The sequence below is a fragment of the Indolivaga capnocytophagoides genome, from assembly GCF_036511535.1.
GTDB classification, from domain to species: Bacteria; Bacteroidota; Bacteroidia; order Bacteroidales; family Dysgonomonadaceae; genus Dysgonomonas_A; species Dysgonomonas_A capnocytophagoides.
In genome coordinates this window covers 3,185,854-3,200,681 of record NZ_AP028867.1, presented here as the reverse complement: position 1 = coordinate 3,200,681, position 14,828 = coordinate 3,185,854, and the positions used below count along the sequence as shown (strand labels likewise).

The 14,828-nt window shown below is 39.2% G+C and carries 10 protein-coding genes and 1 pseudogene; 4 read left to right on the top strand and 7 right to left on the bottom strand.

All coding sequences use genetic code 11. The features are described from left to right. Positions 1 to 4: 4 nt before the first annotated feature. The gene (locus AABJ51_RS12840; protein WP_134437227.1) at positions 5 to 1,069 is read left to right on the top strand and encodes a bifunctional 3-deoxy-7-phosphoheptulonate synthase/chorismate mutase type II; all 1,065 of its coding nucleotides are present in this window, start codon (positions 5 to 7) and stop codon (positions 1,067 to 1,069) included. An 83-nt stretch (positions 1,070 to 1,152) separates the two neighbouring features. Here the strand turns inward: AABJ51_RS12840 and AABJ51_RS12835 are convergent, their stop codons facing one another. Continuing rightward, complete coding sequence (locus AABJ51_RS12835) at positions 1,153 to 2,544, bottom strand: vWA domain-containing protein (RefSeq protein ID WP_338372840.1); 1,392 nt, start codon at positions 2,542 to 2,544, stop codon at positions 1,153 to 1,155. Between the two features lie 124 nt (positions 2,545 to 2,668). After that, a complete protein-coding gene (locus AABJ51_RS12830) occupies positions 2,669 to 2,959 on the bottom strand; it encodes a DUF1801 domain-containing protein (protein WP_338372839.1) in 291 nt (96 codons plus the stop codon). A 191-nt stretch (positions 2,960 to 3,150) separates the two neighbouring features. Between AABJ51_RS12830 and AABJ51_RS12825 the strand changes: the two genes are divergently transcribed. Both AABJ51_RS12825 and AABJ51_RS12820 read left to right on the top strand, forming a co-directional pair. Next, positions 3,151 to 3,741, top strand: coding sequence for a Crp/Fnr family transcriptional regulator (locus tag AABJ51_RS12825; protein ID WP_338372838.1), 591 nt, complete (start codon positions 3,151 to 3,153; stop codon positions 3,739 to 3,741). 111 nt (positions 3,742 to 3,852) lie between these two features. Further along, positions 3,853 to 4,428 (top strand): putative outer membrane beta-barrel protein, encoded by a 576-nt coding sequence (locus AABJ51_RS12820; RefSeq protein WP_338372837.1) that lies wholly within the window; start codon positions 3,853 to 3,855, stop codon positions 4,426 to 4,428. Between the two features lie 86 nt (positions 4,429 to 4,514). On the opposite strand, the gene uvrA is transcribed toward AABJ51_RS12820, so the two are convergent. Further along, positions 4,515 to 7,301 carry an excinuclease ABC subunit UvrA gene (uvrA, locus tag AABJ51_RS12815; protein ID WP_338372836.1) on the bottom strand — a complete coding sequence of 929 codons (2,787 nt, stop codon included), beginning with the start codon at positions 7,299 to 7,301 and terminating at the stop codon, positions 4,515 to 4,517. A 969-nt stretch (positions 7,302 to 8,270) separates the two neighbouring features. On the opposite strand from uvrA, the pseudogene trxA reads away from it, so the two are divergent. Then, positions 8,271 to 8,648, top strand: a pseudogene (trxA, locus tag AABJ51_RS12810) (thioredoxin); the annotation flags it as partial. 78 nt (positions 8,649 to 8,726) lie between these two features. Here trxA and AABJ51_RS12805 read toward each other — a convergent pair. The 4 genes from AABJ51_RS12805 to AABJ51_RS12790 form a co-directional block, all read right to left on the bottom strand. Beyond that, positions 8,727 to 11,018 carry an outer membrane beta-barrel family protein gene (locus tag AABJ51_RS12805; RefSeq protein ID WP_338372835.1) on the bottom strand — a complete coding sequence of 764 codons (2,292 nt, stop codon included), beginning with the start codon at positions 11,016 to 11,018 and terminating at the stop codon, positions 8,727 to 8,729. A gap of 162 nt (positions 11,019 to 11,180) precedes the next feature. Then, a complete protein-coding gene (locus AABJ51_RS12800; RefSeq protein WP_246037485.1) occupies positions 11,181 to 11,705 on the bottom strand; it encodes an acyl-CoA carboxylase biotin carboxyl carrier protein subunit in 525 nt (174 codons plus the stop codon). 11 nt (positions 11,706 to 11,716) lie between these two features. Next, on the bottom strand, positions 11,717 to 13,219 hold the full coding sequence (locus tag AABJ51_RS12795) for an acetyl-CoA carboxylase biotin carboxylase subunit (RefSeq protein ID WP_026625945.1): 1,503 nt from the start codon (positions 13,217 to 13,219) through the stop codon (positions 11,717 to 11,719). A gap of 51 nt (positions 13,220 to 13,270) precedes the next feature. Beyond that, positions 13,271 to 14,812: an acyl-CoA carboxylase subunit beta gene (locus AABJ51_RS12790; protein WP_338372834.1), complete on the bottom strand. Its 1,542-nt coding sequence runs from the start codon at positions 14,810 to 14,812 to the stop codon at positions 13,271 to 13,273. Positions 14,813 to 14,828: the final 16 nt, after the last annotated feature.

Genomic DNA, 14,828 nt, shown 5'->3' with positions numbered 1-14,828 from the left:
AACGATGAAACTAGATTCAATCTTACTTCCGGGAGTAGATCCCAAACGTCCTTTGGTAATTGCAGGCCCATGTAGTGCCGAAACCGAAGATCAGGTAATGGCAGCGGCTACACAATTGGCAGCGGATGGTGTGAAAATAATGCGTGCAGGTATCTGGAAGCCACGTACCAAACCGGGTGGTTTTGAAGGTATCGGAAGCGAAGGTCTTGCTTGGCTGAAAAGGGTAAAGCAAGAAACAGGTATGTATGTTTCGACTGAAGTTGCTACACAAAAACATGTTTACGAGGCACTTAAATACGGAGTAGATTTACTTTGGATCGGTGCTCGTACAACAGCCAACCCTTTTGCCGTACAGGAAATCGCAGAAGCACTGCAAGGTGTGGATATACCTGTATTGGTGAAAAACCCGGTGAACCCTGATCTTGAATTATGGATTGGAGCATTGGAGCGTTTGAGTAATGTAGGTCTGACCAGAATCGGAGCTATACACCGAGGATTCAGTTCTTTCGATAAAAAGATCTACCGTAACCTTCCTCAATGGCATATTCCTATCGAATTGAAACGTCGTTACCCGGATCTTCCTATTATCTGTGACCCTAGCCATATCGGAGGAAAACGTGATTTGATAGCTCCTCTTTCTCAACAGGCTATGGATTTGGGTTTCGAAGGTTTGATTATCGAATCTCACTGCGATCCTGATAATGCGTGGAGTGATGCTTCTCAACAGGTAACACCTTCTCGTTTGAAAGAAATTATTGGCGGATTAGTTATCCGTGATGGAAAGAAACAAACCACTGAGGATTTGTCGGGACTTCGCCGTCAGATTGATGAACTGGATGATCAGCTTCTTGAGCTTATCGCCAAACGTATGCGTGTTTCGAAAGAAATCGGCACCTTTAAGAAAGAGCACGACATGACTATCGTACAGACTGATCGGTATGATGAAATTCTGACAAAACGTATTTCTCAAGCAACAGAAATGGGAATGAACCCTGAATTCATGCGTGTAATCCTTGAAGCTATTCACGAAGAATCGGTACGTGTACAGTTGGATATTCTGAATAAATAATAATAGATGTCATCTATACAAAAAAGCTCCGAATATTCGGAGCTTTTTTGTTTTATCTAAGTAAGTTAAAATAGGCATGAGATTTACTTCTTCATCTTCTTTGTTTCATAGTTTAAACTCTTTACAGATTTCTGGCGCATCATTTTTTTTTCCCTGTTCATTTGTTGTACTTCGTCCATGTTGTCGAGATATTCCTGCATCTTTACTTCTTGTTTGTTGAGTTCTTCCGATGGAATGTCTTTTTGGACTGCCTTTAAACGGATAATGGCAGATGAAGCTTTTTCTTTCGCCGAACTATAATCATTCTTATCTACATCCGAAAGAATCAGATCGAAAGTATCGGTAGCCTCAAACAGTGCAATAAGTTCTTCTACCTGTTTACTCTTATGTTCTGCTATTTGTTTTGTATCTGTTGTTTCCTGCATTGTCAGGTTTATAGTTGCAGACTTGGATGAGAAAGTTTCGGCATCGGTATAATCCAGCTTTACCGGAAAATTTAGTTCTTTTACCTGAGAATCTGCGATTTTTACCTTTAAGAGAAACACTTTATCTTCTTTGGTGAAGATATCATTCAGAGCAACTGTGATTTTGCCGTTTTCTTCAATATGAGGATATCCGTATACTTTTTCACATTTGACGCCCGAGGGTAATTCAATCGTTACTGCTGTATTCTGTGCAACCACATTAAGTAAACCTTCTAATTCTTTTGCGAAGATTTCGGGTATACGGTCTGCCTTATCGATATAGTAATAATTTCCACGACCCGATTCTGCCATTTGTGTAAGCAGGTCTTCATCGTATTCGCTTCCCAGTCCGAATGTGGAGAGAGCAATGCCTTCTTCCTGAAACTTGCCCGAAGCTATTTTGTTTAATTGTATGGGATTGGTTATTCCGGTATTGGCAAGTCCGTCGGTAAGAAGTAGAACTCGGTTTACATAATTAGATTTCTTTGTACCGGCTACCTGTTTGTATCCTTCCAGAGTTCCACCGCTGAGATTAGTCATGTTTCGTGAAGTTATTTTATCTATCTTCTCGATCAGCAGTTCCTTGTTTTTTACTTGTTGGGACGGTGACGTTACTTCGACAATGTCATCGTAATTTACAATCGATAAATAATCTTCAGAAGACAATTGTTTCACGACAAATTTAGCTGCATCTTTTGCAAATTTCATAGCATTACCGCTCATTGATCCGCTTCTGTCAAGTACTAATGAGATATTGAGTGGTACTCGTTTTTTTTCTGTTTGTTTTTCGTTTCCCGTTATTTTTACGGCAATATAAGCGTATTTCTCTTTCCCGTTTTTATCCCAGTATTGATTGTTTAAAGATGCCGACCATGTTAATACACCTTCGTTTGAGGTTGCGATACTGTCTGTTCCGGAACCGTTTTCTGTTTGTTGTTTCTTGCCTGAGTTACATGCTGAAAGAGAGGATAATATTATTATCCCGAGAAAAAATGATAACGTCTTTTTCATAAGCGGTAGTGTTGATTCTTATTAATTCTTTTGATTGCTAAGGTCTGAGACCTTATTTACTCTTTTATAGAGTATAAATTACCGCTGTATCCATAATTAAAGATGTTAAAGAAATGAAAAACAACTAAGTCCTTATTTTGATCATCTTCTGAAGAATATCATTTATAATCTTCATCGGTAAATCTTCGTTGGGATCTATCAGGAGTATTTTCATTTTAGACCTTTTTTCTTTCAACAGAGCCGGATGATCTATCAGAGCTCCATCTACGAATCCGATATATGGTTGTTTATACTTCTTGTGGATCCATAAATAGCAGCAATTCTTGCCTTTATAGACAAAAAAGGGTAGTTCCCATTTCCATGCTTCAGATATATTCGAGTCTAAACTGAGGATATGCTGTCTTAAAAACTGCAAGCATATATTTGTATTTTCATCATGCTGCAGAAAAAAAGAATCAATAGGGCAAAGATCCATTTCAATTGTTATTAACTGTTTGTTTAGGTGGATGTATTTTATGTTGTCTAATGTAGCAAAAAGGTCTTGATCTCTACTGAAACTATCTAATTATTTCTTATGTTTATACTTGTTATATAAAATCTGAAGAATTGAATAATTTCGACAAGATTAAAGCGAATATAGATTCCATTGTCTCCTTAAATTCCGAAGAGTGGGATTCTCTCAGGAATGATATCAGCTTCGTACATTTGAAAAAAGGAGATTTTTTCTTGCAAGAGGGAGCTGTTTGCAAAGAGATAGCATTTATAGACAAAGGAGCCCTGATTTATTCGAGAAGCTTTGATAATGGGGACGAGATAACCAGTGATTTTGCTTTTGAGAACGAATGGGTAACAAACAATTATAGCCGTTTGAATAATTCTCCATCTAATTTGAATATCAAAGCTATAGAAGACAGTAACCTTCTTGTGATAACACATCAGAATCTTACCTGCTTATATGACCGTATTCCGATGATTGAGCGGTTTAGCCGCATTCTCATGGAACAGGCCTATTTGAAGATTGTAGGGTTGAGTATCGATCTACAGACATTATCTGCCACAGACAGATATTTAAAACTAATGCAGACTTATCATGAAATATTTCAACGGGTTCCTCTTTATCATATCGCTAACTATCTGGGTATTGCTCCTAAATCTTTGAGCAGAATCCGTAATTCCATATTTTCTTCGGGGAAATAATTTGGTAACAAATGTGGAGAAGATAACCTGATTTGTTTTCTGAAATTTGCTTTTAGCTAATCAATATTTGGTTAGAGGTCATAGAGGTTTTAAAGTAAATGAATGTCAGAAATGAAAAAGATTATTATTCAGTGTGTTATGTTCTTCTCTGTGTTTGGGTTATTTGCTCAGGATAATTCCAATATAAGCACAAGTCCGAAACAGTCCTTAGAGGTCGAAAGTTTATTTCCTATGTTTTTTACGGGTGGTTTTCATATTGGTGCAGGTTATCGTTATGAACGTTTCAGGGTAAGAGTCAGTTTGATAAACGGGGGAGATTATAATGCCGAAAAAGCAGGTGTGAATAATTCATCCCGGGATTTTAAGAGGTATTATAAAACATCACCGGGTATTTTCTTTGGTTATAATGTATGGAAAAATCTGGAATTGTATGGTTTTGTTGAGTTACATAAGTTCGAAGTTGAGCAGAGAAGTTCGGGTATAAAGAAAGACCTGCACAGTACAGATTACGGAGGAGGAATCGGTTATCAGTTTTTTTTGTGGAAAGGGTTATATCTTCAACCTGCATTTCATGTATATTGCAGAAAGGATAAGAGCCTCGATTTTGGAGACGTTCAGTATAAAATCCCGAATGTGGATTTATCTCCGGTTATCAGAATAGGTTATCGATTTTGGAATAATCGATAAGAAATACATTATTAAATACTTTCTGCAGCTTAATAAAGAGATCCGGCGATAAGAATTTCTCTTATCGCCGGATCTTTATAGTCACTTTATAGTTTTTCTTTCAGAAATTTACCTGTGTACGATTTCTTATCTTTTGCTACTTGTTCGGGAGTGCCTTCGCATACGACATATCCACCTTCGAGACCGCCTTCGAGACCTATGTCGATGATGTGGTCTCCGCACTTTATCACATCCATATTGTGTTCAATTATCACCACAGTGTGTCCTTTTGCGATTAGAGAATCGAATGCTTTTAATAGTGTCTTCACATCATGGAAGTGCAGCCCTGTTGTCGGTTCATCGAAGATAAAGAATGTAGGTTCTGTTTTTTCTTCAATCAGGTAAGAGGCCAGTTTTACGCGTTGATTTTCTCCTCCCGATAGGGTTGAAGATGACTGTCCCATCTTTATATAACCTAATCCTACTTCCTGTAATGCCTTCAGGCGTTTTACAATCTTTTTCTCGTTGCTTGATTTACCTTCCTGAAAGAATTCTATAGCCTGATCGACCGTCATTTCCAGAATATTGTAAATATTCATTCCACGATATTCAACATCGAGTATTTCCTGCTTAAATCGTTTTCCTTTACAGGACTCACATTCGAGAGTTATATCTGCCATAAACTGCATCTCTATGGTAGTCTTTCCCTCACCTTTACATTCTTCGCATCGTCCTCCTTCCATATTGAAAGAGAAAAAAGCCGGTGTAAAGTGCATCTGTTTCGATAGCTGTTGATCCGCATATAACTTACGTATCTCGTCGTATGCTTTTATGTAGGTAACAGGATTCGAGCGGGACGACTTGCCAATAGGGTTCTGATCTACCATTTCGACATTCTTGATCAGTTTCAGGTCTCCTTCCAAGCCATTATATTGAACGATCTGTCCGCTGGATTCTTTATATACTTTTAAGAGGGCATTGTACAATACCTCGCAGATGAGAGACGATTTTCCCGATCCGCTGACTCCGGTTACAACAGTCATCACGTTGAGTGGAAATTTTACGTCTATATTCTTCAGGTTATTCTGGCGTGCTCCTTTTACTTCTATGTAGTTATTCCATTTACGGCGGGGGTTCGGAACATCTATTTTTTCTTTTCCCGTAAGATATTTTACTGTATAACTGTCCGATTTTTTGTTGAGATTGGCAACATCTCCTTGATACACGACTTCTCCTCCAAGCCGTCCGGCCTTAGGTCCTATGTCAATAATGTAATCGGCTGCACGTATAATATCCTCGTCGTGTTCTACAACTATTACGGTATTACCTATTGATTGAAGATCCCTTAATACCTTTATCAGTAAGTCTGTATCACGGGAGTGTAGACCGATACTTGGTTCGTCGAGAATGTAGAGCGATCCTACCAAACTACTTCCTAATGAAGTAACGAGATTGATACGCTGGCTTTCTCCTCCCGATAGCGAATTCGATAACCGATTGAGAGTAAGGTAGCCAAGCCCTACATTTGTCAGAAATTTAATACGGTTATTAATCTCAGTTAACAGCCGTTTTGCGATGGCTGCGTCTGTTTCATCTAATTTCAGCTGGTCGAAGAATTCTTTAAGTTGGGTAACAGGCATTAATACGAGATCTGCAATCGATTTTCCTCCGACTTTAACATAGAGAGCTTCTTTTTTCAGACGAGCTCCTTTACATACCGGACAAGTCGTTTTGCCTCTGTATCGGGCAAGCATTACCCTGTATTGTATCTTATATTGGTTTTCTTCGAGCATGCGGAAAAATGCGTCTATTCCAAATATTCCGGGTGCTCCATGCCAAAGCAGATCCCGTTCAGCTTCGGTCAGTTCGAAATAGGGGCGGTGTATCGGGAAATTCTTAGAGACGGCAGCCTGCATGAATTCGTTTTTCCACTCACTCATCTTGTCACCTTTCCAACAAAAAACAGCATCTTCGTAAACCGATAAACTTTTATTGGGTATGACCAGATCTTCGTCAATTCCCAATACTTTACCGAATCCCTCACATTCGGGACAGGCTCCCACCGGATTATTGAAGCTGAACATCATTTCGGTCGGTTCTTCAAATTGGATACCATCCGCTTCGAACCGTTTCGAATAGTTATAAGTTTCGACTTCTTTTTCGGTATAATACCGGACAATACATTCTCCTTCTCCTTCGAAAAAGGCAGTCTCAATTGATTCCGAAAACCGGTTCAATGTCGATTTTTCCTGAGAGGTACTTAAGCGGTCTATCACTAGAAGCACATCTCCGTCTTTGATCTTCTTTTTAGATTCGAGCAGCTCGTCGATACGAATAAAATCGCCATCTATCTCTACTCGGGCAAAGCCTTCTTTTTGAAGTATATCGAGCTGTTCTTCGAGTTTGCGGTTGTCTCTTAATATAATTTTAGTGAGGATTACCACACGGGTTCCTTCAGGATATGTCCGCATTTTATCCTGAATATCTTTTACCTGATGTTTTTTTACTACTTCACCTGATATCGGAGAAATAGTCTTTCCGATACGGGCAAACAGCAGACGCAGGTATTCGTATATCTCGGTAGAGGTTCCTACCGTAGAACGGGGATTGCGTGAACTTACCTTTTGTTCGATAGCAATTGCCGGAGGAATGCCTTTGATATAATCACATTCGGGTTTGTTCATACGTCCAAGGAATTGGCGGGCATAAGAAGAAAGACTTTCCACATAGCGTCTTTGTCCTTCTGCGTAAAGTGTATCGAAAGCCAATGATGATTTACCTGAACCTGATAACCCTGTAATTACTATAAATTTATTTCGGGGAATTTCAACATCTATATTCTTGAGGTTGTTTACTCTTGCACCCTTTATGATAATATTTTTTGCTTCTGACATACAAATATTAAGGTCTCAGACCTATTTGCAGCTTTGGTAAGTAAAACAACCATAGCTTGTTATAAACTAAAGTATCATTGAATACTTTCTATTATTTATTAGGGCTATAAAGTTATGAAAAATACATAAGATTACCGAACGTTTTTAAGATGTCAGAGTGGAATCAAAATTGGTTGAGTTATATGGGGGGTAAAATGGAATTCATAAAACAAGATATTTTATCTATATAGAAAGTTCTTTAAATAGTTGGGGTTTAATAAGAAAATTTGAAAACAAGAAAAAAGGCAATAATAAAAAAATACATTTTGGATGTTACCTTTGTTACCTTTTTGATTTAAATGGCTAATAAATCGTTCTTTTATATTGTACTATTAGGTTCAGCTATTTCCTAACGCACCTCCCTGGCTTGTTTTTCATTTTGCCTTGATGCAAAACGAAACAAAAAATCAAGACTGCGCCTCCAGCCCGGGGTCACAGACCCTTTTGTAGGCTGGCGCAAGCAAAGGTGTGCGTTAGCCAAGGCGCATACAGGGGTGAAGCCGTAATCTGACCAGTGAAACGGGCGTAAAAACTAAATGCTGTCTGAGCTCGTAGAGCGAGTTTTATTTAGTTTCGCCCGAGAACGTAGTCAGATAGGCAGAGCCTCGCGGCGCCAAAGACCTTTTGGTTCCTTTAGGGGCTTTGGCCAAAAGGAACACAAGCAATCTGTGATTGCGCGTAGTTAAATAGCATAATATAAAAGAACATTTTTATCAAACTAATTACTGATTGACATTAATAAGATAATGTAGAAATAAAGTGACATTAAAAGAACGTCATAAAGTGTGTTACCTTTGTAACCTTTTGACAATAATCAATGATCAATAAACAATTGCTAATAACTAATAACTGTTGACTGATAATTGGTCATTGATTTTGTTACTTTTGTAACCTTCTGGATGTTAAATGTCTGAAAATTAGAAATAACTTAAAAAGGATAAAACAATGGGTACAATTCAACTTGATAAGATTGGTTTTCTAACCAAAGTAGCGAATTATGAAACAACTCCCGAATGGAAATATCTGGGAGACCGTCCGGCTATAATTGATTTTTATGCCGATTGGTGCGGACCTTGTAAAGCCTTAGCTCCTGTATTGGAGGAACTGGCAGACGAATATAAAGATGATATCTATATTTATAAAGTGAATACGGAGCAGGAATTTGAATTAGCCGAATTGTTTAATATACGCAGTATTCCTACTATTTTGCTTATGCCTATGGGAGAAGAGCCTCAGATGGGACAAGGTGCTGTGCCTAAACACGAACTTAAAGATGCCATAGACCATTTCTTATTAAAGAAACCGTAAAAGGAAAACAATGTCGGGTCTTCTTTAAGCTCTTACCTTGCCCCAAATGAAGCTCTTGTGATTAAGTAAAATAGTAGTTTATTGTTGCCCGAATCGGGAAGTATCTACATCTTTTCTTTCTTTGGCTTTATAGCCGCCGAATTTATAAGAGAATGATACGGTCAGGTATCTGGAGTCCTGATACGGGTGCATCTTTATATTTTGTGTCGAATATTGTAACCGCATTTTGGGATTCCATGATTTCAATATATCAAAGGCTTTTAGTTTTAATTCGGCTTTATCTCCGGCAAAACTCCATTTCACCCCGGCATCGATACGCCACATACGCGTAATATTTCCGGGACCTTGTATGATCGGGGTCAGATAAGCTGCCGACAGTTCAGCTTTGATATTGGGTTTTGATGATATGTTGATTGTATTATTTAAAGATGAATATAAGGCCCATTTACTGTTATCGAACGATATATCATTAAAGTTACTGTTTTTCGAGCGGGTGTAAAAGCCGTCCATATCCAGGCGGGTGTTTAACCAGCTGCCAACGGTGAAAGGTGCAGAAAGAGATGCTCCGAGTGATTGCTGAAAATCGAAGTTGGTCGTCTTGTATATAAGAGCCAATCTGTCTGATGCCTGATAGGGTAACTGAACAAAGTAATCATCTTCGTACGAGGTATACAATGAGAATGTATATTTACTCCTGAATATATAATTCATGCGGAGATTGTAGTCTTTGCTCGGTCTCAGATAGGGATTACCATGTATTTCGGTATATCCATTGAGATAACTTACCGCTCCGTGCATTTCCCAATAATCCGGATACGACTTGTCTGATGATAGGGATAATTGCATAACATGTTCGGGAGCGATCATGTAAGTCATTTCAAGAGTAGGGAATACAGACCATTGGCTGAAATCGCCCAGTTTGTAATATTCTCCGGCTATTGATGCCGAAAGAGAGACCTTTTCCCCGAAGGATTTCTCAAATCCGGAGTAAAAGTTGTAAGTGTACTCTTTGAGCCGATTCTGAGTGTCGGTAAGAGGCTGGTCGGTACTTTTGTTGCTGTATGTTTGACTGCCATTGTCTGAGGCAAAGGTAAATGCTCCGCCATAGTTGAGAGTCCAGCTATTGCTTAAGTCGTGGCTTTGGTCGGCATAAAGCTTTAATCGGTTGATCTTTTGCGAAGACATCGATATGAAACTTTTATTCGCATCATTTTTGTTATCGATAAAGTTTTGTATAGTATTATCTTTATAATAAGTATAGTCTATTCCAGAACTAAGACCGAAATGTGAAGTGTACGACAGTGCTATATTATGCATTTGCCCCGGAGACTCATTTGTTTTATGATTTTTTGAGTCGGAAAATGTTCCGTAAGAACGGAGTGTACTATTATATGAAGTATTAAGTTTTGAAGTATATGTCAGGCTTAATTTATCCTGATCCGAGATCTTATACTCCGATCCTATACGTATATTATGATTCTGGAAGTGAGACTTGCCTCTGTCAGATTGTTGAATATCATATAAGCTGCCGTTATATGAATGTTTCGAGTCTAAATCGAGATTAGTTATGTTTCTTCCATTATTGATATTGTACATAAAGTCCGTAGAAAATTTAGGTGTGGAGTATACCAAAGTCAATCCCATATCAACCCGCTCATATGTGCGTTGGGAATAAGAAGAGTTGAATTGTCCCTGGAACGTATTTTGGTCGGTTATTCCTCCATCAAGAATCAGATTGATGGCAGCTCCACGGACATGATATTGAGGAGGTGCGCTGTACATTATTTCAGCTTTAACGATACGGGTCTGGGGTGTATTCTTCAATAGTTCGATCAGTTGATCTATGGACATGGTCGAAGGTTTTCCATTGAGGATAATCGTTATGCCATTGGTTCCTGCTAAAATGATCTTGCCGTCTTGCTCTCTTACACCCGGTAACTGTAGTATCGATTCGTAAGCATTACTTACAGCCTTGTTTTCTAATAGTCGGGGCATATCATAAGTAAGTTTACCATTAGCCACGGTTACTGCAGGGCGATATCCCTTAACGGTAATTTCGTCTAAGGTATGAGATGAGTCATCCAGTACAATATTGCCGATATCGGCTGAGTGATACAGCGACTCTTTGGTATTGTATAACAAGTGCTGTATGATCAGTCTGTATGGGTTTTGCGAAGATTGAAATGCGAAGCAGCCTAGCGAGTCTGTCATCACCGAATTGATATAGATCGAGTCGGGAGTTTGCAAAACAACAGTAGCGTATTCTACAGGACGATGATCCGCATCTACAATGCATCCTTTGATCGTTTGTGATTGTACGCTGAAGCTAATAGCAATTAGAATAGTGAAAATCGTAAATAAGTGTTTCATGTTTTCCTCTGTTTAAATTTGATAATACAAAGGAGTAAAACATAAATATCAATACGGGTTAACACTTACTTACGAAGTCTTATCTAGTCTTAACGGATATAAAAAAAGATACACTAAGAATAAATCCGAGTGTATCTTCCTTAATAAATATGATATTTTTGATTAAATATCTTTTTCCAACTCAATCAGTAAGTCGCTTTTGCTTGTTGTTGCTCCTTCTTTGACCAATACTTTTTTGATGATGCCTTTAGTGCTGGCTAGAATAGCATTCTGCATTTTCATAGCCTCAAGAATAAGCAATGTGTCTCCGGCTTTTACCGAATCTCCTGTTTTAACCAATACTTCAAGTATTTTGCCGGGCATAGGAGCTTTCAAGCGGATTGTTGTCGATTCGCTGGCTTCCGAACTTAGCATCTTTTGGCGTTGTAGCGAGAAAGGTGTCTCTACCGAAAAAATATATCCGACTCCGTTAACCAGCAGTTCATATTCATTCTGATGGTGGGATACTATCTCTACCGGATAACTGACCCCATTGACTGTCATAATTGAGAAGCCATCGGGAGTTGTTTGTATATCAACATCCAACTGCTTTCCGTCGAATGTGTATTTTTCTCCTTCTTCAATACCGAAAGGATATTCTTTTGCCGAAGCTTTATCTAAAGCTATAAGTGTTTTATCTTTACTCATTATATCCTCATTTACATATTATTGATTCTATTGCGCAAAGCCCACAAGTCTGAGTCTTCTTTCTTTTCGGTAATAGGCTTATTTTGCTTTTGGTAATGCGATACAGCAAATAAAGCAGCAAGTAGTTCTTCGTCTTTTTCGACATACACGGTAGATTCCAAATCCTTTTCAATGAAAGATGTATCGAAGTTTCCTTTGCGGAATACCTCATTGTGTAGAACAGCTTTATCAAATGGAATAGTTGTCTTAATACCCTTTATCTGAAAATTATTCAATGCGGCAAGAGTTCGTTCAATTACAGCTTCCCTGCTTTCGGCATGAACGATAAGTTTTGCTATCATTGAATCGAAAAACGGTGTTATTTCCGAGCCTACCACAACTCCCTTATCTACTCTGATTCCTTCACCTTCGGGTATACGCAAAGCCTTTATTGTGCCGGTACAAGGCGAAAATCCCGATTGTACATCTTCGGCATTAATCCTGCATTCTATTGCCCAGCCATTCAGTTTTACATCATCCTGAGTGATTGGCAATTTCTCGCCGTTTGCAATTCTGATTTGTAATTCAATAAGATCCAGCCCTGTGATCATTTCGGTTACGGGATGCTCTACCTGTACCCGTGTGTTCATTTCCATGAAGAAGAAGTCTCCGTGCTTATCTAACAGAAACTCTACAGTACCAAGGCTTATATAACCTGCTTCGCGAGCCAGAGACACTGCTGCATCCGTGATTTTCTTTCGTAATTTGTCATCTAATGCCGGAGATGGGGCTTCTTCCAGTAGTTTTTGGTGCTTACGTTGCACCGAACATTCACGTTCCCATAAATGGACTACATTGCCATGAGCATCCGCCACAATCTGTACTTCAATATGTTTCGGATTTTCAAGGTACTTTTCGATAAATACCGATGGATTGTTGAATGCCGATAAAGCTTCGGTAGATGCCGAATGATACATTTGCTTTATCTCGGATTGTTTGCGGACAATGCGCATACCTCGTCCTCCTCCTCCTGCTACCGCTTTGATAATAAGAGGAAACCCGATTTCCTTAGCAATTTGTATTGCTTCATCAAGTGTATCTACGCTGCCGTGGCTGCCTCCAAGCATAGGGACCTTTCCTTTAGCTGCTATTTCCTTGGCAATCACTTTATCACCCATATTCTGGATAATGCGTGGAGAAGGTCCTATGAAGATGATTCCTTCTTCGGTGCAGCGGATTGCAAATTGTGCATTTTCCGACAAATAACCATATCCCGGATGTATGGCGTCTATCTTATTACGTTTTGCTAATAGTACAAGGCTTTCTATATCGAGAAATTCAGGTACATCGTTTTTCTCCCTGTCGGGAAAATCAACTATCTGGTCGACCTGAGTCAGATAATATGCATTAGGCTCTTTCGCTGTGCGTATTCCGACCGATGTTATCCCCATCTTCTTAGCTGTTTGAGCGATTCTTATTGCAATCTCGCCTCTGTTAGCAATGAGAATAGATGTGATTCTATTTTTGTTTTTCATTCTGTTTTCTGTTTTATGCTTACGAAATAGTAAATAAACAGGTCTGAGACCTTATAATGGCACATTGCCATGTTTACGTTTCGGGCGATATTCGGTCTTTCTGTCCAAAGCTTTCAAGCATGTGATAATTTTGGAACGTGTCATTGCCGGATCTATCACTTCGTCAATAAAGCCTTTTTCGTCAGCCAGATAAGGGTTTGTTACTTCTTCCCTGTATTTTTGTGTTAATTCTTTTTTCAGCATAACAGGATCTTCTGATTCTGCTAACTCTTTGCGATAAAGGATGGCTATAGCTCCGTCGGGTCCCATTACCGCAATTTCGGCAGTAGGCCAAGCAAAAACGAAGTCTCCACCGATACCTTTACTGTTCATTACAATATATGCTCCACCGTATGCTTTACGCAAAATAACGGTAATCTTCGGAACAGATGCGAATGTATAAGCATATAACAATTTAGCACCGTGTCGGATAATGCCGTCATGCTCCTGATCTGTACCCGGTAGGAATCCCGGAACGTCTTCGAGAGTGATGATAGGAACATTAAATGAGTTGCAAATATTGATAAATCGAGCTCCTTTCACGGATGAATCGATGTCTAATGTGCCTGCCATTACTTTAGGTTGATTGGCTACGATACCGACAACCTGACCATCAATACGGGCAAATGCCGTAAAAATATTACCGGCATGATTTTCTGCTACTTCCATATATTCGCCATTATCTACCAATAATTCTACGATCTCTTTTACATCGTAAGGTTTATCGGGGTCTTCCGGTACGATATTGCGTAACTGGTCTGTGACCCGTTTAATATCATCAGCGGAAGTTATTAATGGAGGATTCTCCATATTGTTGGATGGAAGATAAGAGAGTAATTTTTTTACACCAAGAATGGTGTTCTCATCGTCTTTGTACACAAAATCGGCAACGCCCGATTTTGTTCCATGCACAGATGCACCGCCCAGATCTTCGGTTGATACTGTTTCATTCAAAACTTCCTTTACAACATTAGGTCCTGTTACAAACATGTAGCTTGTATCGGCTGTCATAAAGATAAAGTCGGTCAAAGCAGGAGAATATACTGCACCTCCGGCAGCCGGTCCCATGATAACTGAGATTTGAGGGATAACGCCTGATGAATAAACATTGCGCTTGAAAATATCACCATATCCGTTCAGTCCGGTGATGCCCTCCTGGATACGTGCCCCTCCGGAGTCTATAAGCCCAACAACAGGAGACCCTGTTTTCAGAGCCATATCTTGTATTTTAACTATTTTAGCGGCATGTCTCGAGCCTAGTGAGCCTCCTAATACGTTGAAGTCTTGCGAATAAGCATAAACCAAACGGCCGTTTACTCTTCCATATCCAGTTACGACACCGTCTCCGAATGCTTTTACCGATTTTCCGAATGAAGCGTCAGCCGGAGGAATGTATGCGTCGGTTTCTTCAAAAGTACCTTCATCAAACAATAATAAAATCCGTTCGTGTGCCGTAAGCTTTCCTCGTTTATGCTGCTTTTGCACATACGCCTCGTCATACTGCTTGTCGAGAAGCTCTTGACGTGCCGAAAATTGTTCGTACGATTTCTTCATTATATATGTATTTAGA